This window comes from Finegoldia sp. P2-F-LR, from assembly GCF_052932265.1.
The window spans coordinates 93,868-120,529 of record NZ_JBRFJF010000002.1; the positions used below are offsets into that span (position 1 = coordinate 93,868).

At 31.7% G+C, this 26,662-nt stretch carries 23 protein-coding genes and 2 pseudogenes; 3 read left to right on the forward strand and 22 right to left on the reverse strand.

Annotated elements, in window-relative coordinates; all coding sequences use genetic code 11:
* Positions 1-82 precede the first annotated feature (82 nt).
* The 12 genes from ACU68W_RS01645 to ACU68W_RS01700 form a co-directional block, all read right to left on the reverse strand.
* Positions 83-721 (reverse strand): TetR/AcrR family transcriptional regulator, encoded by a 639-nt coding sequence (locus tag ACU68W_RS01645; RefSeq protein WP_004835143.1) that lies wholly within the window; start codon positions 719-721, stop codon positions 83-85.
* Between the two features lie 71 nt (positions 722-792).
* Positions 793-2,355 (reverse strand): recombinase family protein, encoded by a 1,563-nt coding sequence (locus ACU68W_RS01650; RefSeq protein ID WP_004835127.1) that lies wholly within the window; start codon positions 2,353-2,355, stop codon positions 793-795.
* Positions 2,348-2,764: a recombinase family protein gene (locus ACU68W_RS01655; RefSeq protein ID WP_002834852.1), complete on the reverse strand. Its 417-nt coding sequence runs from the start codon at positions 2,762-2,764 to the stop codon at positions 2,348-2,350. The genes ACU68W_RS01650 and ACU68W_RS01655 overlap by 8 nt, the downstream gene beginning before the upstream one ends.
* The gene (locus ACU68W_RS01660) at positions 2,757-4,319 is read right to left on the reverse strand and encodes a recombinase family protein (RefSeq protein ID WP_002834853.1); all 1,563 of its coding nucleotides are present in this window, start codon (positions 4,317-4,319) and stop codon (positions 2,757-2,759) included. The genes ACU68W_RS01655 and ACU68W_RS01660 overlap by 8 nt, the downstream gene beginning before the upstream one ends.
* A gap of 59 nt (positions 4,320-4,378) precedes the next feature.
* Positions 4,379-4,588 (reverse strand): SHOCT domain-containing protein, encoded by a 210-nt coding sequence (locus ACU68W_RS01665; RefSeq protein WP_002834854.1) that lies wholly within the window; start codon positions 4,586-4,588, stop codon positions 4,379-4,381.
* 364 nt (positions 4,589-4,952) lie between these two features.
* Positions 4,953-6,689, reverse strand: a complete 1,737-nt coding sequence (locus ACU68W_RS01670; RefSeq protein ID WP_094223824.1) for an ABC transporter ATP-binding protein — start codon at positions 6,687-6,689, stop codon at positions 4,953-4,955.
* A complete protein-coding gene (locus ACU68W_RS01675) occupies positions 6,682-8,403 on the reverse strand; it encodes an ABC transporter ATP-binding protein (RefSeq protein WP_094223825.1) in 1,722 nt (573 codons plus the stop codon). The genes ACU68W_RS01670 and ACU68W_RS01675 overlap by 8 nt, the downstream gene beginning before the upstream one ends.
* Before the next feature lie 37 nt (positions 8,404-8,440).
* Entirely contained in the window at positions 8,441-9,793 is a 1,353-nt protein-coding gene (locus tag ACU68W_RS01680) for an MATE family efflux transporter (RefSeq protein ID WP_446756009.1), read from the reverse strand.
* Between the two features lie 12 nt (positions 9,794-9,805).
* Positions 9,806-11,254 carry an ABC transporter ATP-binding protein gene (locus tag ACU68W_RS01685; RefSeq protein ID WP_094223827.1) on the reverse strand — a complete coding sequence of 483 codons (1,449 nt, stop codon included), beginning with the start codon at positions 11,252-11,254 and terminating at the stop codon, positions 9,806-9,808.
* A complete protein-coding gene (locus ACU68W_RS01690; protein ID WP_094223828.1) occupies positions 11,251-11,940 on the reverse strand; it encodes an energy-coupling factor transporter transmembrane component T family protein in 690 nt (229 codons plus the stop codon). Before ACU68W_RS01690 ends, ACU68W_RS01685 begins: the two co-directional genes overlap by 4 nt.
* The gene (locus tag ACU68W_RS01695) at positions 11,940-12,518 is read right to left on the reverse strand and encodes an MptD family putative ECF transporter S component (protein WP_004812371.1); all 579 of its coding nucleotides are present in this window, start codon (positions 12,516-12,518) and stop codon (positions 11,940-11,942) included. Before ACU68W_RS01695 ends, ACU68W_RS01690 begins: the two co-directional genes overlap by 1 nt.
* A 51-nt stretch (positions 12,519-12,569) precedes the next feature.
* Positions 12,570-13,142: a TetR/AcrR family transcriptional regulator gene (locus ACU68W_RS01700; protein ID WP_446756010.1), complete on the reverse strand. Its 573-nt coding sequence runs from the start codon at positions 13,140-13,142 to the stop codon at positions 12,570-12,572.
* Positions 13,143-13,434: 292 nt separating this feature from the next.
* On the opposite strand from ACU68W_RS01700, the gene ACU68W_RS01705 reads away from it, so the two are divergent.
* Both ACU68W_RS01705 and ACU68W_RS01710 read left to right on the forward strand, forming a co-directional pair.
* The gene (locus ACU68W_RS01705; protein WP_094223829.1) at positions 13,435-13,791 is read left to right on the forward strand and encodes a plasmid mobilization protein; all 357 of its coding nucleotides are present in this window, start codon (positions 13,435-13,437) and stop codon (positions 13,789-13,791) included.
* Position 13,792: 1 nt separating this feature from the next.
* Positions 13,793-15,123 (forward strand): annotated as a pseudogene (locus tag ACU68W_RS01710) (relaxase/mobilization nuclease domain-containing protein).
* 3 nt (positions 15,124-15,126) lie between these two features.
* Here ACU68W_RS01710 and ACU68W_RS01715 read toward each other — a convergent pair.
* The 9 genes and pseudogenes from ACU68W_RS01715 to ACU68W_RS01755 form a co-directional block, all read right to left on the reverse strand.
* Positions 15,127-16,368, reverse strand: a complete 1,242-nt coding sequence (locus ACU68W_RS01715) for a DNA cytosine methyltransferase (protein WP_019034328.1) — start codon at positions 16,366-16,368, stop codon at positions 15,127-15,129.
* A complete protein-coding gene (locus ACU68W_RS01720) occupies positions 16,365-17,858 on the reverse strand; it encodes a hypothetical protein (RefSeq protein ID WP_446756011.1) in 1,494 nt (497 codons plus the stop codon). Before ACU68W_RS01720 ends, ACU68W_RS01715 begins: the two co-directional genes overlap by 4 nt.
* A complete protein-coding gene (locus ACU68W_RS01725; protein ID WP_446756012.1) occupies positions 17,848-19,974 on the reverse strand; it encodes an ATP-binding protein in 2,127 nt (708 codons plus the stop codon). The genes ACU68W_RS01720 and ACU68W_RS01725 overlap by 11 nt, the downstream gene beginning before the upstream one ends.
* A 95-nt stretch (positions 19,975-20,069) precedes the next feature.
* Entirely contained in the window at positions 20,070-20,291 is a 222-nt protein-coding gene (locus ACU68W_RS01730) for a helix-turn-helix domain-containing protein (RefSeq protein ID WP_019034331.1), read from the reverse strand.
* A 635-nt stretch (positions 20,292-20,926) separates the two neighbouring features.
* Positions 20,927-21,508 carry a hypothetical protein gene (locus ACU68W_RS01735; RefSeq protein ID WP_199797325.1) on the reverse strand — a complete coding sequence of 194 codons (582 nt, stop codon included), beginning with the start codon at positions 21,506-21,508 and terminating at the stop codon, positions 20,927-20,929.
* A 160-nt stretch (positions 21,509-21,668) separates the two neighbouring features.
* Positions 21,669-21,749 (reverse strand): annotated as a pseudogene (locus ACU68W_RS01740) (nucleotidyl transferase AbiEii/AbiGii toxin family protein); the annotation flags it as partial.
* Positions 21,746-22,333, reverse strand: coding sequence for a type IV toxin-antitoxin system AbiEi family antitoxin domain-containing protein (locus tag ACU68W_RS01745; protein WP_094223832.1), 588 nt, complete (start codon positions 22,331-22,333; stop codon positions 21,746-21,748). The gene ACU68W_RS01745 and the pseudogene ACU68W_RS01740, both read right to left, overlap by 4 nt.
* A 497-nt stretch (positions 22,334-22,830) precedes the next feature.
* Positions 22,831-24,504 carry a recombinase family protein gene (locus ACU68W_RS01750; protein WP_130820053.1) on the reverse strand — a complete coding sequence of 558 codons (1,674 nt, stop codon included), beginning with the start codon at positions 24,502-24,504 and terminating at the stop codon, positions 22,831-22,833.
* 87 nt (positions 24,505-24,591) lie between these two features.
* The gene (locus ACU68W_RS01755; RefSeq protein WP_000282420.1) at positions 24,592-24,765 is read right to left on the reverse strand and encodes a hypothetical protein; all 174 of its coding nucleotides are present in this window, start codon (positions 24,763-24,765) and stop codon (positions 24,592-24,594) included.
* 140 nt (positions 24,766-24,905) lie between these two features.
* On the opposite strand from ACU68W_RS01755, the gene ACU68W_RS01760 reads away from it, so the two are divergent.
* Positions 24,906-25,259: a hypothetical protein gene (locus ACU68W_RS01760; protein WP_446756013.1), complete on the forward strand. Its 354-nt coding sequence runs from the start codon at positions 24,906-24,908 to the stop codon at positions 25,257-25,259.
* Between the two features lie 154 nt (positions 25,260-25,413).
* Here the strand turns inward: ACU68W_RS01760 and ACU68W_RS01765 are convergent, their stop codons facing one another.
* A complete protein-coding gene (locus ACU68W_RS01765) occupies positions 25,414-26,604 on the reverse strand; it encodes a tyrosine-type recombinase/integrase (RefSeq protein WP_003417815.1) in 1,191 nt (396 codons plus the stop codon).
* Positions 26,605-26,662 lie beyond the last annotated feature (58 nt).

The following is a 26,662-nucleotide window of genomic DNA, read 5'->3' on the forward strand; positions in this document are numbered from 1 at the left end:
ATAAAGCAGCATGTTGCCAATTTGTATAAAATTAAATCTTTAATATAACTAAGTTATATTTGATGCAAAAAAATTTTCCATTTTACAAACCTCTTATTTTGCCCCATCCTTCATTAAAGAATTTTGAAATTAGTTTGGCATTTAATTCTACTTCTTCTCTGCTTTTAGAATGAACAGCAACTTCAGATAAAGCATAATAATATGCATGGTTAATTAAGTGAATTCCCATATCGGTTATTACACTACCGACACCATCTTCACCATAAATCATGCTTAATATTTTGATGTGATTTTTATCTTCTATTTCCACGAGTTCATCTAAAAAATTACTGTATTTTGTTCCATAAGAACCAAACACTAATAACTCAAACGCATCTTTATTTTCAAAAAAATACAAGACCATCTTAACAGCACCATGTGCTTTAGAGTCTAAAATTTTATAAATGGTTTCTTTCCCAAGCGGAACTTCCTTTTTATATGTCTCAAAACTCTCATCCTCATACATAGCATAGTATTTTCGTATTTGGCTTACAATCGGCTCAACTAACTCAGAAAAAAGTGCTTCCTTATCCTCAAAATGACCATAAAACGCCCCAGTAGTAACACCTGCTTCTTTGCAAATAGCTCTTAAATTTGCCTTTTCAAATCCTTGTTCTTTGAAAATTTTCTTACCGCTATTAAGAATCCTATTATGAGTTACTTCATAATCTCCGTTTGCCACGATTTGCCCTCCTTTCTTCAAATATAACTTAGTTATATTGTAGCACATGTTATATTTGAAAGTCAAGATGTTTATACACATACATTGACTTCAACTCCTGACTTGAGCACTATCTTTAGTTCCTCATCATATACAACTACCTTATCTACAAGTTTCCTTACCAAGTCTTCATCGTAGCTTTCTATTTCCAATTCCTGATTATCTAAAAACTCTTCTAATTCCTTTAGCCTGCTTTGTTCATTCTTCTCTTCCGCTAAATCTAGAAGTATCTTTTCTTTTTCATTCCTTAATTCTTCCACTCTGCCTGCAAGGTCTGTGTAGTCTTTCTTGGCATTGGCAACTTTTAAAAGTTCTTCTTGCACTTTCAACATTTCTTTGTCTATTTCTTCTATTCCACTACTTCCATCACCTGTGATGGCTTTTTCTATATTCTCTTTTATTATTTCTTTTAATTCATTGCTTTCAGATATAAGTTTATTGATGGCTTCTACGACTGCTTCTTGTAGGTCTTCTTCCTTAATAGTTCTAGCATGGCAGGCATCTGGCCCATGGGTTACTCTTGTACAACATCTCCAAACTGTATATTTTTTCCCTCTGTTGTTCCATGCTATTCTCCTGTAAATATCTCCGCATTTAGAGCAATAGACAATACTTGAAAGGGCGTATTTGCTGGAATAAATTCTTCTTTTCCCTTTGCCACTTACCATATTAGCTCGTCTGTACATTTCTTCTCCAACTCGCATGAAGATTTCTTTAGGTATAATGGCTTCGTGGTTATTTTCTACATAATATTGAGGTGCTATTCCATCATTTTTTACTCTTTTCTTATTTAGAAAATCCACTGTATAAGTCTTTTGTAAGAGAGCATCCCCCATATATTTCTCATTAGTTAATATTTGATTGAGGTTTGACACATGCCATTTCTTATTTCCTGCTCCATTTACTATCTTATCTTTTTCAAGCCCTTCTTTTATATCTCTTAGGCTTGCTCCTTCTAAATATTCTCTGTAGATCCTTTTTATAATTTTTGCCTCTTCAGGAACGATGACAAGTTTTCCGTCTTCGTCTTTTGTATAGCCTAAGAACCTATTATGGTTTACTTGGACTTGCCCTTGTTGAAATCTATATTGAAAGCCTAACTTTACATTTTGTGATAAAGACTGACTTTCCTGTTGAGCAAGAGATGCCATAATGGTAAGGAGAACTTCTCCCTTGGCATCCATGGTGTTGATGTTTTCTTTTTCAAAATAGACTGGGATGTTGTTTTCTTTTAGTTTACGAATATACTTTAAGCAGTCTAGTGTATTTCTGGCAAACCTCGATATGGACTTTGTAATGATATAGTCGATATTTCCTTCCATGGCTTCTTCAATCATTTTGTTAAAGCCAGCTCTTTTCTTTGTGTAAGTTCCACTGATTCCTTCATCAGAAAAAACTCCCGCAAATTCCCAATCTGGATTTCTCTTTATATAATTTGTGTAATGGTCTACTTGCGTGTCATAAGAAGTTGCTTGCTCATCACTATCTGTTGATACCCTCGCATAGGCTGCCACTCTCAGTTTCTTCTTTTCTGATTCCTTGATGGAATTTCCTTTTTTCTTTTTCGCTGGTATGACTATGACCTTGTTATTCATCATCTATCACCTCGATTAAATTGTACTGGTGGCTTGCTCGTTCAAAGGGTTCTAGTGGTAAAACTCCTTCTTCTTTATATCTAAACTTACAAGGAACTTTAATAATCTCTTCTTCCTTTTCCCAAACTCGTCCCATGGCTACTGCCCTTTCCTTTAACATTTGACCTGCCTTTTCAAAACTCTCTCTATCTATTATCTTGGGATAGATTTCATTTCCTAAATATTTTTCATTAGTCAACATTCTTTTGACACTGGAGCTGTTTTTCTTCAAGCCTGCAAGGTCTGCCGACTTTATAAGAGCGTTGCCAGCAAGATAATTTTTAAAGATTTTTCTTATATTCTCGGCTTCTGTTTCTTGAACTTCTAATCTTCCATCTCTTATGGTATAGCCATAACATAGTCTAGACATCTTCTTTCACTTCCTCTCTTAGTACAAGTCCACACTTTAAATGAAAATCAAGAGTCTCTCTATTGACAACTTGAATGTGGACAATGATTTCTTCAAATAAGTCACCTTCAAAGTGATCTAGCATTTTGCTTTTTCCCAAGATTCCTATTAGCTTTTCAAGCTCTCTTATTTCTTCATCATTTCCAAGAATGGCTTTTTTACTTCTTTCCTTTTCTTTGAGTAAATAACTTTCTTCACTAGAAATTTCACTGCTTTCTTTTGCGTAAACACTTGCATCTAAAACTCCCGAAGTTATTAGTTTGCTTAGAACCTCTTTTCTTTCCTTTAGTTTTTCTAAGCCTTCTTCTATTTTATTTATCTTCTCGACTTCTTTCTTGCTGTCCACTCTCTTTAAGGATTCTAAAAGCGGTGTAAGGATACTATCTTTTCCAAAGACTAGCTTGTTTACTAAAGTCACAAATGCTAGTTTTATGTCCTTGTCTTTAATAAACTTCATGGAACACTTATGAATATCTTTTAGGTGCTCACTACAAGTCCAAGCTATATATTTTTCTTTTCCATTATAGTGATGCCTTCTTTTAAAGGTTGAACCACACTCGCCACACTTGATTTTCCCCGATAGGCTATATCTATTTTGATATCTTTTGGTGTTTTCTCCATTTCCTTTTGCTATAGCCCTTATCTTTATTAGGTCTTGTACTTTTTCAAAATCCTCTCTACTTACAATGGCTTCATGGTTATCAATAATCTTATACTGGTCTTCTTCTCCCTTATTCTTGTGTCTCTTATAACTATCGTCTGTATAAGTTTTTTGGTAGATGACATCACCTGTATATTTTTCATTTTTTAAGATGCCGTTTATAGTCGAACCATGCCAGCTTGCTCCTTTTTGTCCTTTAATCTTTCTTTTATTTAAGTCATCTGCTATTTTGTGAGTTCCCTTACCTGAGAGATACTGTTCAAATATTTCTTTTATTATTTTTCCTTCTACTTCATTCACTACCATCTTTCCGTCTATGTTCTCATAGCCATAGGGTGGGCTTGATATAATAAACGTTCCATTTTGAAATCTTTTCTTTATGGACCATTTGTTATTTTCTGATATAGACCTGGACTCACTTTCTGCAAGGGATGAAAGTATGGATAACATCAACTCGCTTTCCATTGTCCTGGTATCAATGTTTTCTTTTTCAAAATAGATACCAATATTTAGGTCAAGGAGTCTTCTTACGATTTCCAAACAATCTGTTGTGTTTCTTGCAAGTCTTGAGATGGATTTAGTTAGGATAAAGTCTATTTTCCCGTCTTCACAGTCTTTTAGCATTTTTAGAAGTCCATCCCTACATTCTTTCTTTGTTCCAGTTATGCCTTCGTCAAAGTATAGACCTGCAAAAGTATATGACTTGTTCTCTGCTATCATCTTTTCATAGTGTGCCTTTTGTGTTTTAAGACTCACAAGCTGAGCTTCCTCATCTGTCGATACTCTTGCATAGGCAGCAACTCTTAATATAGATTCTTCTTTTTGATTCGCTTCTATTTTTGTTATCTTTTTCATCCATTCAACCTCCTTTCTGCTAGTGCTATATTCCCGTACAAGTGAGTATTTATCAAGTCTTATAGCAATAATTCTGAAAGAATAGGGCTAAATTTTTTAATGTTTTCTCTTCTAATTTTTCTATATTCTTCATGGCTAATTTCATCTAAAAGAAAGAGATCCTGGATGAACTTATCTGATAGATAGAAATTAAGCTCTGCCTTTAAATCCCTTTCTGTATATTCAGTCTTTATAACTTCTTTTTCACTTTCAAGCTTTTCTACTCTCATACTCCACCTCCTATGTCACAGGCAAAGAAATTAAGGCTATTTTTAACCTTAGTTTTCTTTCCTCTATATTCCTTAGGACAAAGGAAGTGTTTTTGAGTAAAGTTTATTGCCATTAATATAAATACTGAAATAGACAGATTAAATAAAAAGAGAACAACGATAATTACTTCATGAATAATAGTAGTTTTAAAGTAATTGTCCCGCTCTTTAAAGCGTGTACTAACCCTCTCTATTTTGATGCAATTTAATTGATTGGCTTTTTAAATTAGTATCTTATGTAAATCCACACCTCTATTAAAAAGTGTTGATAGGTCAAAAAAAAAAAGAGACTAGCCTAATACCAGTCTCATTATCTATCGTTTAATCAATTATTTAATTTCCATGATTCCGCCTTAGCTTTTGCATTTATAAGGTCAGAATAAAGTCCATTATTTTTAATCAGTTCTTCGTGATTTCCACGTTCTATTATTTCTCCATCTTTTAAGACTAAGATTTTATCTGCATTTCTTATTGTCTTTAGTCTATGGGCAATCATAATTACTGTCTTATTTTTTGTTAATGATTCTATTGCTTCTTTAAGTTTATCTTCATTTTCTGGATCTATACTTGCTGTGGCTTCATCAAAGATTATGATGTCTGCATCTTTTAGCATAGCTCTTGCAATTGAGATTCTTTGTTTTTCTCCACCTGATAGACTTGCTCCACCTTCTCCAATTATAGTGTTATATCCTTCTGGTAAAGCTTCTATAAATTCATGACATCTTGCTTTTTTTGCAGCTTGAACTACTTCTTCATGGCTTGCATTTTGTTTTCCAAATTTTATATTATTTTCAATTGTATCTTCAAATAGATATACATCTTGAAATACCATGGAAATAGAATTCATAAGATTTTCTATCTTATAGTCTTTTATATTTTTTCCACCAATTAAAATCTCTCCAGAATTTACATCCCAAAATCTCGCTATGAGATTACAAAATGTTGTCTTACCAGATCCAGATGGTCCTACAATGGCAGTCATAGTATTTTCTTTTATCTCTGCTGATACATTTTTTAAAATTGGTCTGTCATCATAAGAAAAAGAAATATTTTTAAAGACTATATCATGATTTTTTATAGGCTCTGTAATACTTCCTTCTCTCATATCAGGCATAGAGTCGATAAAACCTACAGAATCTATGGCATTTTCGCAAGCTCTTAGGATTGCCATGTTTGATCCTGCCCCGATTAAGCCTTCAAAGATAATAAAGGATGCCATAATCATAAGAATTGTTTCAGCAAGTGGAAGTTCACCAGATAAATTTAATTTTAATGATACATAGACCATAAATACTGTTGTTATTCCCATTACAATTCTTTGAATAACTGTGTAGGGTGCTACAGATTTCTCCAGGTCTAAGAGTATTTTGGATGTATCTTTTATAGACTTTCTCAAAGCCCTGTTATTTTCTCCACCAAGATTATAAGATTTTATAACCTGCATTCCTTGTAAAGTTGCTAATACTTCTTTTGTAAGTCTTGTCTGCGTTTCTGTCATTTTGTCTGCATTAGCTGATGATTTTTTCTCCATCATTGATGTAACGATGAAAAATACTACCACACCTGCTACTGCAACAAACCCTACCTTTACATTAAATATTAAAGTTCCAAGGAGAAAGACTAAAGTATTTAAAACTCCACCAAGTACAAGAACCAGTAGCATAGGCACCCATTGCTCTGCTTGGGAAAGATTAGATGTGGCAATACTTGTAAGTCTTCCCAGTGAAAAGTCTGAAAAGAAACCCATGGGAACTCTTTTTATCTTCTCACCTATTTCTATTCTCTTATGGGCAGCCATAAAATATCCTGCGTGTGTTTGTGCCATTTGTGATGATTTTTGTGTCATTATCTTTCCGACAAGGGATATAACTAATATTCCAAGACAAATAAAGATAGCCTTATAGTCTAAAGTTTTAGAAAATATATTTACCAACATATAGTAAATTGCACCAAATTGTAGAGCATTAAAGACTGCATGAAAGAATCCAGCCAGAATAGATTTTTTAATATTTGCTTGTTCTTCCTTAGAAAAATTCCATATCTTTTTAAACACCTTAAGCATTTTCATCACCCCTTACATTGGCATCAACCATTTCCTTATAAAGCTCTGATGACTTTAATAGTTCTTTATGATTTCCATAAGAATCCAATTTACCATCTTTAATAACAAATATCCTATCTGCATCAACAATTGTCTTTAACCTATGAGCAATTATGATTAAAGTTTTACCCTTAACTAGATTTGCCAAGGCGTTTTGTATGAGAGCTTCATTTTCAGGATCTATATAAGAAGTTGCTTCATCTAAAATTACGATTGGTGCATTCTTTAGCATGGCACGAGCAATAGATATCCTTTGTCTTTCTCCTCCAGATAGATGACCTCCACCTTCGCCAACTCTTGTATCATAACCGTTAGATAGATTCATAATAAAATCATGGCAGGCAGATTTTTTACATACATCTATAATTTCTTCGTCAGAGGCATTCTTATTTCCAAGCCTAATATTTTCCTTTATAGTCATATCAAAGAGGAAATTGTCTTGGGATACAAAAGAAATAAGTGAAGACAAGTTTTCGAGCGACACATCTTTTGTTTCTACTCCGCCAATTTTAATAGATCCCTTATCTACATTCCAAAATCCAGCAATAAGTTTTGCTATTGTGGACTTACCTGAGCCAGAAGGACCAACGAGGGCTGAAACAGAAGATTCTTTTATTTCCATAGAAAGATTATCTATAACCTTATTTTTTCCATCGTAAGAAAAATCTACGTCTTGAAGTTCTATGTTATAGGATTCTATTTTTTCTCCCTTGTCTATATTTTCTAACTCTCTTGAATCTAAAATCTTTCCTATTTCAGAAGTTATAGTTGATATTCTTGACATATCATCCATATAGTTCATGATTTTTAAAATGCTAGAAACCGTAGCAAAGGATAAGACGATTAAGGTAATTAAATTTCCTAAATCAATACTTCCATTTATATAAAATAAAATCCCAAAGGGTATGATGGTAATAATTCCCATAGGAGAAAGTAATCTACCTATGGCAACCCTATTCATAGATTCACCCATCCAGTTATAATAAAAGCTTGCATTGTCATAAACTGCATCAGCATATTTTTTATAAGATGATTCGCTTTGATTAAATGTCTTTATTACTTCTATCCCATTTATATACTCAACAATGGAATTATTCATATGTTGACCAATGGCAACTGACTTTCCAAACATTTCTTTATAATGAGCATTCATAACAGACATCATGGTAGCCATTCCCACCACAAATGGAATTAGTGATAGCAAGGTCAATCGCCAATCTAATGTAAACATATAAATAAACAATAGAATAGGTCCTACTAAATTTGCCGTAAATTCTGGCACTAGATGGGCAAGTGAAGTTTCCATAGAATCAACTTGCTCAACTATAATATTTTTTAATTCTCCAGATGATCTTGATAATACATCTCCTAATGGCATCTTGAATAATTTCTTAGAAATATCATTTCTGATTTCTCCTAATGAGTTAAAAGTTGCAGTATGAGAAATACTTGTTGATATTCCAGCTGCCACTTCTTTAATAACAAATGTTATTAAAATACTTATGCAAAGTGGAGTGTATAAGCTCATATCCCTTATGCCATTAATCAAATTCACAATAATTTTCGCCATGTATATATAAGAAAAAAGCCCAGCAACTACTCCCACTATGGCAAGTAGGATAGATATAAAATATGAGCCTTTTCTTTTATTTACATATTCTTTTACTAAATTCACTTTAAAACCTCCTTTAGTAATATTTTTAAATAGTTTATTATATTTTTTTTATTTCAGAGGGCATTCTATTAAGCTCTCTAATCATCATTGCTATTCCAGCTAAAATCATAATTAAATCTACAAGGGGTTCTGCAAACCATACTGCTTTAACTCCAAATATCATTGGTAAAATAATCATGGCAGGTACGAATAAAAATAACTGTCTTAGCATTACTATTATGCCGGCTTTTTTAGCATTTCCTATTGATTGGAAGAATGTTATAGTCATTACCATTACTCCATATAGGATAAAGATAGAATAAAATAGTCTAAAGTTTCCTATTCCCTGAGTTATAATACTTTCTTCTACTCCAAATAAAGAAAGAATATTCTTTGAAAATGCTAATGCTGGTATCCAAAATATTGATGCAAGAACTAATCCTCCGATAGAAAATACTTTCATAGCTTCTTTTACTCTGTCGTATTTTTTCGCTCCAAAATTTGTACCAACTACAGGTTGTAAACCTTGACTCATTCCCCAAAGTGGAATGAATGAAAAGGCATATATTCTTAGTGTTGCTGCCATCAAGATAGCATTTGTATCTCCGCCATATTTAAATGACATTTTATATAGCATTGTTTGTTGAATCATAAATAAAATTTGCATCATCATAGCAGATGACCCTACGCCAAACATTTCTTTTTTTATTTCCTGATCAGGTTTGATTTTATTTATTTTTACTGCTTTACTTTTATATTTGAAGTAATGGAGTGTTATTATTGCTTGAACAAATTGTGCTGTAATAGTTGCAAGTGCAGCACCTTCAATTGCAAATTTTCCCATTAATTTCATTAGAATAGGGTCAAGAATTATGTTTAAAAAAGCCCCTAGCCCCATAATAAGCATAGCTTTTTTCATTAATCCTTCTCCACGCATAACCATGTTTGCTGATTGAGTAAAGTTTACAAATAAAGAACCAATGAAAATTACTCGTAAATATCTGATACCATATTCTTTAATTTCTCCACTTGCTCCAACCATATCTAAAAAATGTGGTGCAAGTAAAATTCCGCCTATTGTAATAATTGATGAGAATAGAATAACCCAAAAGATTAAATTCCCCATAATTTTATCAACTGTTTTTTGGTCGCTCTTTCCTATAGCTCTTGATAAAACCGATGCTGACCCTACACCAATTAGGGTAGATACTCCGCTATTGAAAAAAGTAAGTGGCATAGCGACACCACAAGCTGTCATTGCAGTTTGCCCTATAATATTTCCTGCAAAAATTCCATCCATAAGTGGATAAAGACCTATTACTATCATTCCTATTACAGCAGGGATAGATAATTGAAAAAGTAGGTCTATAGGTCTTTTGCTTAATAATTGTTCTTTCATATCTTGTTTCAAAAAATCAACTCCTTACATAATCAGTCCATCTTTAATAAATTCCAAAATTTCTTTTTCATGTCCCTGGATATTTACTTTCTTGTATCCATTTTTTCCAAGCATTAACACAGAGTTACAAACCTTAAAAATAAGTTCTATATCATGAGTTATTATTGCAAAGGGATAAGTTTTTGAATATCTTTTTATTATTTGAGAAATGTCGTTCATCCTCTTATAATCTAAACCTGATGTGGGTTCATCAAGAATTATTAACTTTCTACCACTTAAACAAGCTGTCAATAGGGCAAGTCTTTGTTTTTGCCCACCAGATAGATTTTGAGGGTGATCATACCTATTTTCCCAAAGGTCAATATGTTTTAATTCTTTTCTAAGTCTATCTAAATATCCATCGTCATTAATTCTATCTTTTTGTAAAAGCTCGTTTTCTACTGTATCAAAGAAAATCTGATAATCCACGTCCTGCATCATATAATAAGAGTTTTTTAACCTTTCTTTTTTATTTTTTCCATAACTTGTTTTCCCATTATTTTTAATTAAGCCTGATAAAGTCTTTCCCAAAGTTGTTTTACCAATTCCATTTTGTCCAATAATTGCCATTATTTCTCCAGAATTGAGACTAAAGTAAAGATTTGTTATTAATTCATTATTACCTATTTTGATATTTAAGCCTGAGACCTCTAAGGCTTGTTCTTGAGGACAAACTAAATTTTCTGCTTTCAAAGATTTATAATTAATTGCTCTTAGTCCATATTCTTTGCAAGCATCTTCTGTAAGTTCTCCACGTGAAAATATTCTCTCTATTGTTCCGTTTTTCATATAGATTAGCCTGTCATACAAGTCATTTAAAAAGAATAATCGATGTTCAGCTATAATAACAGTTTTTCCCATTTTTCTTAAATTAGAAAGGATATCCTTAAACTGTAGAATCCCGTGATAATCTAAATTAGACGAAGGCTCATCAAAGAAAATAATTTTTGTATCATATAGTAACGTGGAAGCTATTGCTACTTTTTGTTTCTGACCTCCAGATAGTTCTGAAAGCTTCCTATCCATCAAGTCGCTAATTCCCATTTTTTCAAAAGTTTCTTTTGTTTTTAACTTCAATTTATCTAAGGGCATTCCTAAATTTTCACCAACAAAAGCAACTTCCTCATCGGCAATAGTTGCAAAAAACTGGTCTGATGGATTTTGAAAGACATTGCCTATATATTTTGCAAGTTCTCCTTTTCTATAATCCATCAGATTTTTATCTAATAGTTTCACTTCTCCATTTAAAATTCCATTATAATGATTTGGGATAAGCCCATTTAGAATTCTTGTCAAAGTTGTTTTACCACAACCCGATAAGCCTGTAATTACAACTAATTCACCCTCGTAAATTTCTAAATCAATATTTTCAAGAACGGAAGAATTGTCTTCATCATATCGGAAATTCAAAATTTTAGCTTTTAATAAGCTCATCCTTCTAACCTCCATAATGCAAATACCATCAAAAAGGAAAATATGACAATATAATCTAAAATACCAAAATATATTGGATTATAATTTGTTTTTTCACCCTCATACTCAATACCTCTTGTTATTATAGAAGATGTTAATGTTTCGCTTACTTGAAGGCATTTATAGATAAGTGGAATAAGATAAAATTCAAATGAACGCACAGGATGTAAGGGGCTTATTTTTAAGCCCCTCACCCTCATTCCATTGCGTATTTCTTTAATTCTAGATTCTAATTCTCCAAGATATCTTAATGCAGTTACAAGAGCTATACTTACCATTTGTGGAAAATGAACCTTTCTTAAAGCTGCCATTATTTTGAGAGGGCTAGTGAGGATCAATACCCTACCAATATTAAAAATTGGATATAATTTTAATACCAAGGCAATTAGACCTATTATTGCCCCAGTAGTTAATCCTAAGTCAATATAAGATAAGATTTTTATTAACACATATAATCCTAAATAGATGCTCAACCTTTTGATAGCTTCTAAGTATGAAAATAACAAGACAACCACAAAGCTCATTCCCAAAAGAACATAATAAGCTATTCCATTAACAAGAAAAACCAAGAAAGACGAAATCAATATTATCAAAAAAAGAGTGATTGGATTTATATCTTTTGTCTTACTTTTTCCAAAATTGTTCACTACAAAATTCCTTTTTCTTTTCTCTTTTCAAAAAATTTATTGTTTATATATATGCCAAAGCATCCTGCAAGTAGTTCTAATATTACATTACATCCCATAGCTATTGCTATTACTTTATTCGTATAAAAGCTCGCCATCCATTCAGCTTGCTCTCTGCCTATAGAAGACGCAAACTTAACTATTCCTTCCACTCCTAAAACTTTAACAAAGATAATAGGATGCATAGCAACAATAAACATAGCCACTGAAAATGCTATTCCTACCTTCGTATTATTTTTATAATCACCTATTATAATTTCTGCCAATATTGCTGAAACTAGGCAGATAGGAATCATAATCCAATATCCCATCACTGAATATAGTAGACCATATATAATCCAAAATAGGGCTGCAGCTCCTCTCTTCTGAATTCTTTTTGCCATTATTACAAAAACTGGTCCAACAGCAAAAGCTGCAAATCCAGCTGAAGCATAAAGAGCGATAGCTCCAAGTGTTCCTGTAAACATTGAAACAGCCATTCCAATAGCAAAACCAATTACTGTTAATACTGCAATTTGTACTATATCTTTTAATTTCATATAAACCTCCAATTTAAGATATGTTTTTTCTTTCTGAGTAAACCCTAAGATTTACTTAGCATTATTATCTAAGATAATTCCTATCATTTTTTTTAATGCAAGTTTGTTCTTCACAAAATTTTCTCTTGCATTTAGAACTTCACAACCTAGAATAAATATGTTAATAAAATCAGTTATTAATTCGATAGCTTCACTTAATTCACCTCTTACATCTTCATCAAATAACATTAAAATACTATCAGATGATGATTTTTTTAGTTTCTTATATAAGTCTTTTAACTTATCGTCATGATTTAATTCCTGCAAAAACATTGCATAAATTGAAACATAGTCACTCTGATATAGCATTTTTTCTAAAATAATCTCAGATAAAACTTCGCTAAAATCCTGACTTGTTTTATTCATCTCATCATAGATTATCTTCTCTCTGTATTTATTTCCTTCTAACATAATGTCGTATAAAATTTCATAGGTAGAACCATAATGATGATACAAACCACCTCTAGAAAGCCCAGTAGCTTCCATAATGTCATTCATAACTGTATTTCTAAATCCCTTATCCAAAAAGACTTTAATAGCTGCTTGTCTAATTTGCTTTTTTCTTTCATCAGCTTCCATTTTCATTTCATAAATAACCTCCAAACCGACATTCTTGTCGGTATTATTGTATCAGAACTGATAATCATTGTCAATAGCTTCGCTTATACTTCTTTATTAATTTTTTTAAATGCGGTATAATTAATAAAATCTAATAAACGCTTAACGCTTATAACTTTAATAGCAAGCACAGTAAGTGAGTACCCACTTACGAAAAATTGATGAAGCAGAACCTTTATGGACTGCTTCTTTTTTTATCAATTTTACCTTGTTAGGGAGAACCCTAAGACCCCAATATTTTATGATAAGGAGATATACTATGGATAATAGAAAAAGAAATAATCAACTGAAAATATATTTAACAGATGAAGAAAAGGAAGTTTTTGAAAAGAAAATGAAACTTGCTAATTGCAAAACTATGTCCCACTTTCTTAGAAAATGCGTATTAGAAAAAGAGATTTATGTTGTAGATTTAGAACCATTTAGAAACCTACAATGGCTGCTTTCAAATGCAACAAATAACATAAACCAGATTGCAAAAGCTACTAATGCAACTGGCATTATTTACAAAAATGAAATCGACTCAATGAATAAAGAAATAGAAAAATTATCAAGAGAAATATGGCAGATCCATTCCCTACTTCTTAATAAGTCAAAAGAAAGTTCTGGTGATTAGTATGGCAATTACAAAAATACATCCTATAAAATCAACTCTAAATTTGGCAATAGATTATATAACCAATAGTGAAAAAACTGATGAAAAAATCTTAGTATCTTCATTCAAATGTCATCCATCTACTGCCCATATTCAATTTTTGAAAACTCGAGAAGATAATGATACTAAAGGAACAGTCTTAGCTAGACATTTAATTCAATCTTTTCTACCAGGAGAGGTTGATCCTATAAAAGCTCACGAAATTGGAATGGAGTTATGCAAGAAAATTTTAAAAGAAGATTATGAATTTGTTCTTGCAACTCATATAGATAGAGGACATATCCATAACCATATTATTTTTAATAATGTAAATTACAGGACTGGTAAATGCTACCAATCTAACAAAAAAACTTACCACAAAATCAGGTATCAAAGTGATGAGTTATGTAAAGAAAATAAGCTTTCAGTCATTGATGAATACTATGAAGCTTACAAAAGAAAATATAAAACTGCTGGTAAGTCTTGGTACGAATATGACCAAAACAAGAAAGGAAATTCTTGGAAATCTAAACTGCAATTTGATATAGATAGAATGATTAATAAGTCTAAATCATGGGAAGAATTTTTAGAAAATATGAAAACCCTGGATTATGAAATTAAGTTTGGTAAACACATTGCTTTTCGTCATAAAGATAAGCAAAGATTTACAAGATCGAAGACTATCGGAGAAGATTATACAGAAGATATATTGAAAGAAAGACTTAATGAAAACCTTCAACATACTCATCCCAAAGTCAAAAAAAAGTTAGAAAAGTAATTGATATTGAACAGAATGAAAAAACTAAAACTAGTAAAGGCTATAAGTTTTGGGCTAAGAAACATAACCTCAAAACAATGGCTGAATCTGTTATTGCTATACGTGAACTAGGAATTAACTCCAAACAGGAGTTAGAAATTTATATCGAAAAGTCTGCTGACGAAAGACAAAAATTACTTGATGAAATTCAAATAATCGAATCAAAAATGGACAGTCTTGCCGAAACAATGGAGCATGTTGAAACTATTAGAAAATATCGTTAGCACTACAAATATCATAAAGAGAATCCAAGTGACCAATCATTCTTAGAAGAGTATTCTTCTGAAATTCAGCTCTACATTGTTGCATCTAAAGCAATCCAAAAGGAACATGACTCAGTACTAAAGTCAAAAGAAATACTTCAACAACTTAATGAATTGCACGAAAAAAAGAATACCCTTATGCAAGAGTATTCTAATTCGAATGAGCTATTTTATGAGTTGGTTCAGTATAAAAAGAATTATGAGAATTATATGGACAAGGAAGCGGAGAGATAATCTCTACTTCCCTATCAAGATCTCTAAAATTGACATTGCTAATTTTCTAGATAGCTTGGGTGGAACTGCATTACCAATTTGAATGAAAGCCGATGTCCTAGAAGTTTCAAAATAATAATTGTCTGGGAATCCCTGTATTCTAGCAGCCTCTCTAACACTTATAGATCTGTTCTGTTTACTATCAGGGTGAATATAATAGTGTCCATCCTTAGAAATATGAGCAACAACTGTATGTGATACTGAATCTCCATCAATCGCCTTATATCTATCTAAAAAAGATTTAGTATTCGTATGTGTAATTAACTCTTCTGGTAGTTCATTATATTTGAGGTTTACACCATGTTTTTTGGCGTCAGAAACTAATTTATAAATTTTCAAATCATTTTCGTTATTTGGTCGACTAATATGTTGTGTCAAAACATCTGTCAAGATATCTCGATATTCTTTAGTAACTAATGAACTGTCTATCGATTTTGAATACTCATTTTTTTGTTCTCCTGCTTTTATATCAGGTAAATCCTCGAATAATTCTGTAATCGTGGGTGCTTGACACTTATACTGCCCTAATACTTCAAAAAAGTTTTTTTCTAAATTCAAATCTTTTCTAAAGCCTACTAAAAACAATCTCTCTCTTTTTTGTGCAATGCCATAGTCTTCTGTGTTTACAATCTGCCATTTTACGTTATATCCTGCGATGTCAAAAGATTCTAAAATAATAGGGAGCAAACGCCTATGATTAAAGTCCCTAAAGGATAATAATCCATTGACATTCTCAAAGATAAAAAACTTAGGTTTATACTTTTCTAAAAATTCAATATAATACTCATAAAGATAAATTCTTTCATCTGTTTCTTTTTTATGCTTGTTTTTACCTCTTCCAATTGTTGAATAAGCTTGACATGGAGGACCTCCAATTATGCCATCTAACGAATCTTCTCCTATTTTTTTATCTATATAATTAAAAATTTCCGTAATACTTTCATCGTTAATCTCATAATTTAAAACATCCTCAATAACATTTTCTGGAATTTCATTTAACAATTCTTTAAAAGTAATATTATCCTTTAAATACTCATTATATATTTCTAAGCTATCTAAATTTTTCAAATAGTAATAGACATTTCGTAGCTTTAGTGTAAGACAAGCAGCATAATCTTTTTCAATATGACATATAAACTTAAACTCATTATACCTAAAACCTTCACTTAGTCCTCCTCCGCCTGCAAATAAATCAATTACTCTCATCCTTCCACCTCTTCTTTACGATAATCAAGGATGGTTGTCCCAATTCTGGAAATATTATTTGCAACATTAATCTGAATTTCATTTACGTACTCTTTACTCAGATAAAAAGAATACATTTGATGACCTAGTTTTTCTACGTTACAAACATTGTACATAGAAACTATATAAGCTATATATTTGCCATTATGTAAATCTAAAAAGTTTACATTAGGCTTAAACAATTTATTTTTGTTTTTAAAATCATCTTCTACAATCAAGATTGGTAAATATAATACATCTTTCTTTTTCTTTTGTGCGAAATCACAATAAGGAGTTATTATAAGTTTTCCTATCTCAATTTTTAATCTTAATATATTTTCTAACACTTGACCTAAAGTTGAAGTGTCTAATGGTAATTCAACTTCAATCTCTTTAAAATGGTCTAATATTTTTGAATCGTTTTTTATTTCTAGATTAATGGGAGTTTGTAATAATTCTACTAAGTGATCTTTATCTTTCTGACCTTTACCTAATAAAGTTCCTAATTTAAAATAATTATATTTTAAGGATTCGGCGGGAGACAATTTTACCTCATTCAGATTTGTAATCGAAAAAAATTCTTCAATACGCTCTTGATTTTTAGAGACTTCTTCTTCGCTTTCTTTATAAATTAAGCCAGGTAATCCTTCTTCTGGTTTTGAATCATAAAAGTTGTGTATTAATAGTCTAGAGTTAATTTCTTTCTTGAATTTATTGTCCAACTCATCATGTTCGCTTTGATAATCTATACGATTAACTGTAAGTTCATGCTCTAAAAATTTAGCGTGTATATTTAAAAATCCCTTACCAGATTTTTCATAATTAAAGGATTTGTCAAAAGAATTAAATGCTTGTCCTAAAACTTTCTCATAATATTTACTAAATTCATTCGGATTTTTTTTATTATCTAGACTATCGGATTTGAATATTCTCCAAAACATTGTTGACTGTTTTTGAAATATTTTTGTCAACTTCAAATAATAAAATATATTGGTATACTTTCCTTTAATACTTCTAATATATTGAATAATATCATCAACAGTCTTATTAATAACTACTGAATCCTGTTGTCCTGTTATTTTTGTCGCTGACAACATTTCGATATCTAAAGGAAAATTCTCATAATTACTGTATTTTTCACAAAGAATTTCAGAAAACTTTTCAAATTTATCCTTATGCTTTGTCCAGATTAATAAAAAAAATGGTCCTTTAATGTGCTCATTAAGAAACGCCACACTTTCTAAGGCATTACTAAAAGAATCTTGACTTTCAGACATATATAAATCTAATATAACTAACTGTATATTAGGGTCTATCTCAACCCCCATATCTAGTACATCTTTTCGATAATCAGTACTAATTGCTTGATTATTTAGATTGAAAATAATATCTTTTACTTCGTAAAAGTTGTCATCAATAATCAAGCATTTATTGATTATTAGCTCTTCTTGACTATTTTTTTTAATTGTCATCTTTGTCCTCCCTAGGGAAAATAAGTCGTACCTGAGCGCTTCCCTCCTTAATCGAAGAATTATTGCTGATTTCAAATTTACCATTTTGATTCTTCATAAGTTCTCCAACAATAAACAAACCTAATCCTAAACCTTCATTACCAGGTTTCTTCGTAACAAAAGGTTCTTTTAGGTATTCTAAATCTCCCTTAAAACCACTTCCATTATCTTCAAAAACAACTTCAATAAACCTATTTGTTTTCTTTGTAGAAACTTTTATTTTGTCATCTTGGCCCATTCTCCAATACAAAGAATTGTTAATTAAGTTGTCAAAAATTCTTATCAAAGAAGATTTATTAATTTTTATGTGTTCTCCCTGTGTCTCAGTGTAGTCCTCTAAAACTTGAACTTCATTTGCTCTAAACTTGTATCTTGCTCTATACATAATGTTTATTAATAGCTCATTCAAACAGTATATTTTTTTGCTCTTATCTCTAATTAAATCATTTTGTCTAATTACTAAATTATTCGTCTCATTTATTAGCTCTACCAAAGAATTTCCATAATCTTGATTTTCTATTAATTCTTTCATTCTTTCTAATTTTTTTTCTAAGTCATGCATTATACTAAGATAGTCCATTACCTCAATAGACGTATTAAGCATGACATCTTTTATAAAATTAAGCTGTTTTCTAACTAAAAAAAGTCCGTCATGTAGCTCTTTTTTATCTTCTTCATTTATTTCCGCAATAGAATCAATTTTTTGAGAAAGAGTATCAATTGTGTCATCATAATCAATTGTTACTTTTGGATCTCCTAAATATTTTTTAATTAAATACTTTACATCTTCTACTTTTGAAGAAAACTCAAAAACTACACTTTGAATTATTTTCTTAAATTTTTGATACCCTGCATTAGCTATAAAGCCCTCACGATTCGTCTTTTCTTCTAAAATGACAGAATCATTTCTATTCAAATATACATTTCCAACCAATACATTGTTGCTCAAAAACCTTCCTGGTCGATTTACTCTTCTTGAATCTAACTCAAGCCAATCTATTCCTAGTTCACCGTAATTGTAGACTCTTTGACCATCTCTATATACTCTAACCCCACCATTCTGTTTTACTACTTGCTTTAATGGTGTAATTTTTTTTAATGGCGAAAATTTATTTACCAGAGCAGAAAAATCATAAGCAAAAAGCTCAACTTCAATTTCACCTAAATCTATATCTCTTTTAGCTAATGGAGTCGCTCCTCGTTTATCAATGTCAGTAATAATATCTTTTCCGCTCTCTATTCGATCGCCTTTCTTGACTACATCCATCCCTTCATAAGGATGGAAACTGAAAGTATAAATATATTCCATAGAAGAAGTGTCTATTTTTAGTTTCATACGAAACAAAGAGTAATTTAGATACTCTTCCAATCTCTTTGTTTCTTCTAATTCTTTATTCGGATATTTTTCATTAAATAATTTTATTTCAAATATATCATCATTTTGTTCTTTCTTTATCTTTTGAATTTTTTCTTTGTTAAAAATAAGCTCATTGTTTTCTAACATTAAATAAGACTTATTCAGCGATGTTAATTTTAAACATTCTAACTGAATTTTTTCAACCAAAGCTTCATCCCATTCTTCCAACAAATCAGTAATAACAATTATAGTTCCATGATCTCCTAATAATTCATTTATATTTTTATTTATTATTGTAGGCTCTAAATTTACTGAGATATCCTGTAAATTTTCTCCTCTTTCAAATTCATTAAAATTAATTTTCAGATAAGAACTTTCTAAAGATGTCTTTGTATAAATTTCAACTATATTACCAATCCTATTTAAAGCAAATCTTCCAATCCCTTTTTCACCGATTTTTCTTCTGCCCTTATTTGTAAATGGTTTTTTTATTTTATTATCAGTACCTATCCTTAACCAATTATTCTCTAGTCCATCATAAGACATACCTGTACCATTATCATGAAATATAAGTTTGTTTTCTTCAATTCTAATATGACAAAAAGATGCATCTGCATCATATGAATTTTTAATTACTTCCGAAACAGCCAAAGTCACACTTTCAATCGATTCTCGACCTATTTGAAAAATTGTTCTGGCATCTATAGTAAAGTTACTCATTAATCTCCCTCCTTTACAACACCTGTTACTTATTAAGGGGTTCATCAATATTCCTTACGCAACCTTATAGTTACATATCAAACTTTATTGATATTTCAATTTTTTATAGACTCATTAATTTCAATACACTCCATAATTTCTGATATATCACATTCCAATGTATTACAAATCTTCAGCAATGTTTCTGTATTAACATTCTCATCATTTTTAAGCTTATAAAAAGTACTTCTGCTAATTCCTAATTTACTGATTAGATCTTTATGCTTTATTTCTCTATCAATAAGAAGTTTCCATAATTTTTTATAACTTAGTTTCATAATTATCTCCCACTTATTTTCAGTCACGATTTAAAGTTTATTATACCATACTTTAGTTTTCTATTTCACATAAAAGTGTTGACTATAGCTTTAGAATTTCTTAACTGTCAAGACATATGTTACACATTCCGATCAAGATGCATCTGACACAGTTGTCTTTTTTCCGGAGGTCTTCTAACAGACACTTGCTTTCGACTTGTCAAGGGCGAAGAGTGAGCAAGGGGAGCGTCCCTTGACCTGGAGAAAGGAAGTGACTATCCTTCTCGCCTGGAAAATGCATTAGCCTAAGCGACTGAGCCTTCAAAATACTCTTGTACTATCTCTTCCGGGCTTTTGAAATTCAGAACGTATTTAGCTGTCGTATTGTAACGTCGCTCATGCTTTTTTACCTGACTAATTAAATCTTTTTTTCTTGTAAAAATGTGTCGATTATACAGGATTTTCCCATCTTCTCGATGGTTTCTCTCCACTCTCCCGTTTTGGCACGGCGAATAGGGTCTTGTCCTTCGCAGAACCCAGCCTTTTTCCCTTTCCGCCAGTTCAAAGCGACTTTCCCGATTGGTGTGATCATCGTCGTTCACAAATTCTAAGCTGTTGTCTACCTGAATGGTATGAATGGAAAATCCCATTCTTTCTTATAAATCATCTAAAAATTTTGTTGTCTCATAGGTCGACTTCTCATCAACGATTTTTAGAACACGCTTTCGACTGAATTCATCAATAGCTGTTATCTGGTAATAGCGTAATCCATAGCTTGGAAAGCGGACACATTCTTGCGGAACGTATTTGATGTCTATTTGCACCTTATCTCCCGGAAACTTCTCCTCCAGCCCTTCATAGCGTGTGTAGCTCTTACGATGAGCTTGTGGCTTTCTATAGCCTTTTTTACGTATTTGACGACACATTCTTTCAAAACATCGGCTGTATCCCTTAGAACGACATCGTACATACACTTCCGCCAGACCATACACATCATTTCTTCTTAGCATGCGACGTATCAAACACAGTTCTTCTTCCCTGTGGGCCTTGGGACTTGTTTTCGGTTTTCGTGAACGAAGAGCGAGACCGCCGGCCGTGCCGTCGTATCGCTTCAGTAGGCGATACACAAATTGTCGGTAAGTATGATACCTTCGTGCCGCCTTTGTCACGACGTGCATTAATGCGTATTCACATACTTTTTGACGATATCTCATTTCTTCAGTTATAATCTTACTCAATAGGGGCTCCTTTCGATGCAAAGAGTTTTTTGGTTAAACACATTGTATCAGAACACCTCTTTTATTTTTTTGAAAGTGTCATATATGTCTTACTACATTACATTGTCATTGTTAAATGCTTTTATATGTTTTTTATTTATTAAAATTTTTTTATTCAATATTTTAAAACTTCTTGCGACTTTAGATTTTTCTTCTCTGCCAGACTTCTTATCTTGCCCTTTATGCTCTCGATATTAATCACGATAATACCTCCATGTATTTCCTAATTTCATCTTCTATTTTAAATAGTCTACTGTATTTTATGAGTCGTCTTAGATTTTTATTTGGTGATTTAAAGTATATTTTTAAGGCTTCTGTAAAAATCTGTTTATCTATTTTTTCTCTGTCGATTATGATGTCGCAAATTGTTCGATCTATATCGTAAACTGGGATAATATTGCCTTGTGGTGATTTTATTTCTGTCTTTCCGATTTCGTATAAATCTTTTTTTACATAGTGAACTTGTAGATCTTCGTACCTCTTTTTGATATGGCTTGCATTGTAGCCTTGGGGTACAGATATATGAAATACATTTGGAGTCCTATCGGATAGGTCGTGGAGGTATAGGGCTGTTTGATGGGAAAATATAATTCGATTGCTATTTGATGATATTAAAACAAAATCGTCTATTACTTTTCCTTTTAATTGATATAGACCTGGTCTTAATCTTTCTAATTGTCCGATTTTTGTTAATTCAGATAAATTATGCCTAGTATATCCAAGTTCTTCTGCTTCTTTGTTGGTGATTACTAAATTTTCTTGTATATATTCTTTAAGCGTATCCATAGTCTGCCTCCTCTCGTTTACGCTTTTATTATATGTTATAAAAGCGAATATGTAAAGTCGGCTTGTGAATGTTTCATATTTTGAAAAGGATGTAACGAATCCTTACTCCCTTTCTAAAATTATTCTTTCTTAACTCAATATTACTAATATTATTATAGTTACTCTCCGATTTTCGAATTCTAGAAATCTGTTATTCGTAGTTCTTAAATTCCGATTTTCGGAAGTCTGGACTTCTGATTTCAGAGATCAGATTTTGTATTATTAGTTATATTTAAAATTTATATACACTCACTTCTTAGAAAAAAAGAGCAGCCTTTTAAGCTACTCTTGTAGAAAGTACAAAATGAGTTAATTATATTTTTTTGTGTTTCCTCATACCAGTTGCAAAACTACTCTTACGTTCATGTAGTTTTTTTGAGTCTTTTTGACGTATCCTTCTTCATCTTTATCGAAGACAAAATGCTTATAAAACTGCTTAAAATGCAGGATTTCTAAATTTACATCTTTTGTATCAACGCTATAGCTTCGACATTATCTTTATTGTCCAAACCAAAGTCAATCTCATTATCTATAAGCGGAAGCTTGAAAACAACCGATTTTATCCAAGTGTCCTTTTCTGTTTTTTCGTCATAAATTTGAATTTCTTCTATCATTTCGTTAAGTAATCTCTTCTTGTCGATATCTGAAAGAACTGTATAAAGGCTATTAAAATTTACAAGAATCTTATAAATATTATCCGAGGTTATTTTTTCTTCAAGAATTGCCTCTTTCCTTTTTCTGCTATCATTTAACTGCATTTCTGCATATTCTAACTGGTCATATATAGCATCAAGTCTAAGATTTAAATCGGTGTATTTTCTATCATAATGTTTATCTTCAAAATTTAAAGAATCTATTTGATTAATTAGTGATGCTTTTGTACCTGTTAATTGCCTAATCTTCGCTAAGTGCTTATTAATAACTTCATCAATTTCTTTTGTGTCTATTTGAATATTGATTTTTTCTTCAATTTTTTTGGCAAAAGTAGGATTACTAACTACTTGAGTAATTATTGTTTCAACTTCTTTTTCAATTAATTCAGCTCTAATTTGTTTATTAAAAGTACATTTATGTCCATTCATCATTTGTCGATGTTTGCAACCGTAATAGTAATAATCTTTGTAATGCTCTCCTTCTTTGTTTTTATTACGTTTACGGCTTTTGTTTCCATACAAACCAGCACCACAATATGGGCATTTTATTAGATTTGATAAGATATGAACTCTCTCATCTTTTCCTCTATTTATCTTCTCATACTTTTTAGCTTGAGATTTTCTTTTTTCCTGTACTGTATTCCACAACTCATCATCAATTAAAGCTTCATGATTTCCTTGAGCTATAATATAATGATCAGATTTTTCTAATTTAATTTTACCAGTAGTTTTATCTTTAATTGTTTTTCTTCTTCCATATGCAATTTTCCCATTATATACAGGATTATCCAATATTTGTCTTATTAAACTAGCTGAAAAATATGGATTCTTGCCATTTTGTCTTATAGGTTTATTAATACCTAAAGAAACTAAATACTTAGATACTCCATTGGCTCCCATATCTGAATTAGCATATAAATCAAAAATCATCCTTACTGCTTTAGCTTCATCTTCATTAACAACTAATTCTCCATTATCTAATGAATAGCCAATTGGAGCAAAACCACCATTCCATTTTCCTTCTCTTGCCTTTTGTTTCCTTCCTTCCATAGTTTGAGAAAGTATATTTTCACGTTCCATTTCTGCTACTGCCGATAGAATTGTTATAACAAGCTTTCCAGAATCTTTAGAACTATCTAAACTATCATCAACACAAATCAGATTTACATTATGATTTTCCATGACTTGCAATGACTGCAATACATCCGCTGCATTTCTTCCAAATCTAGATAATTTAAAAACCATTACATAATCAACTTTATCTTTTTCAGCTTCTATATCATTAAGCATAGCTATGAATTCATTTCTACCTGAAATAGATGTTCCTGATTTTCCAGCATCTTTATAGGTTTCTATTATTTCTATACCATAAGCTTTTGCATACTGTTTTATTCTTTCTTCCTGAGCATCAAGTGAGTAACCGTCAATTTGCATAGATGTTGACACTCTTGTATATACATACGCCTTTTTATTTTTCATTTTTCCACCTTTAGTTTGGACATATTTTCACGTTATAGTTATACCTATATTTTACATAAATCATAATATAAAAGTCAATACAATAACCTAATCCGATGAATTAATATTATCCTCATTTTTATTTTTTTCTGAACATCTTGGCGGTACTTCCAATTTTTCAAAATCTAACTGATCTGCATACTTTTCTATTAATTCTTGTAAGAGACGTGCCAACCCATCTAATTCATAAGAACAATCTTTTACGCTATTTTTATTATACAAGGTAAATTGCCTCCTAATTTTGATTTCACCTTGTATATGTCAGAAAAAAGTATTGATTCGTGTTTTTCTCCACACAGACTTTTTTATTGAAAATCTTTTAATGCATATATTCAATAGTTAATTGAAGAAAGGAGTAAAAAATGAAAAAAGATAGGAAAATTCCACTATTAAACGAGTTTTATTGCCGCGGAAGGATTGTAGGAAAAGGAGGTTTTAAGGAAAGAAATCCATACTTAACAATCTTTATTAATGGGAAAAGAGAGCCAAATTATATGAAAGTATACTTTGAATCTATAGATATTCATGATTTTAAAATGAATCAAACTGTTTATATTACAGGTTTTGTGAAAAGCCCTGTCATTCCCTATTTATATGAAGGTAGAAAAGAACAGTATTTTCTTGGTGAAAAAATAGTCTTAGAGAACACTTTGTTATCAGAAGCCTTTGAAATAGAAAATATAGGTTTTTCTTTTAAAAACTTACTAAATTTCTGATTATCTTTTCATAAGTTGGTAAATGCCGATATATCCCGTATTTTAGGGCTTTATCGGTATTTTCTTTTCGGAAGATACCTTGCATAAGCTGGCATTTACCAGCATGAAAATGCAACCAAAAGTAGTAAATGAGTAGTAAATATAAGCTCCGATATTAACAAGCCAGTCTTTCCAGTTCTGCTTTTGCAGATTGAAATGTACCGTGTGCGTAATAGCCAAGTGTCATGGTTATGTTAGCGTGTCCCATGAGGTATTGCAGAGTGTTTGGGTTCATTCCTCTGTTTGCCATATTCGTACAATAAGTATGTCTGAATGAATGTGGCGTGATGTTCGGTAACTTGTCCGTGTGATACTTGTTATACTTCTTAATCAGTCCTCGCACCATGCCCTCATAGTTTCCTGCAACTTTAGGCAAGCCCTCACGATTTAGGAATAGGAAATTGCTGTAACCACCTACAATCAGCGGTTGTGCCTTTCCTCTGTTCTTTAGTATTCTTTGGATTGCTTGATAAGCCCGTTCTGTCAATGGAAGTTCCCGTTTTCCGTTTTTGGTCTTTGGCGTTTCAATATAGTAACCCATTTCGCTATCTTTCAATAACTGGTGGTCTATATTGAGTACTCTGTTCTGCATATCAATATGCGTCGTCAGTCCGCAAAATTCAGAAATACGAAGTCCCGTTTCCAGCAGAAGCACAACCTCATCATAATACTTACTATAAATTTTGTCCTTTTCCATAAAGGCAAGCAGGCGTTCTTCCTGCTCTGGTGTAAGGATAACTTTCTGTTCGGTATCATCTTCCAGAACATCACTTAGCTTAAATTCAAATGGGTTCTTTCTGATACAGTCGTCTTGTATCGCCATGTAAAATGACGCTTTCAAGGAACGCTTATAGTTATCAATCGTTTTATAGGCATATCCTTTTTCACTCATTCTAATAGCCCATTCTTTAGCGTCCGACTGCTTAACCGTATCAATCGCCCTCATACCCAATGGGTCATTTTTCAGAGCGTTCATAAGATACTGTCGTCCTTTTTCAGTAGCCCTTTTGATGTTCTTTCTTTGGCTGTTCTTCTTGTCGTAGAGCTGGCAGACTGTCATTTTACCGCCGACTGTGTCGATACCGTCGTTAAGGTCTTTTTTTATCTGTGCTTCTTTTTCCCTCAACGATATATCATCACGCTTTCCAGCAGGTGTCTTGTCTGTCGGTACAAGTTTCCAAGAATAGATAAATTGTGGCTTTCCGTATATATCGGTATATTTATAAACGTATCTTCCGTCTTTTCGCTGGCTCTCTCCATTACGCAAATTGCGATTTTTACTGTCTTTTCGTTTCACATTAGACATAGTGTAAAGCTCCTTTCCGTCATGGAATGAGCCGTGATACGCTATACCTTATTATACC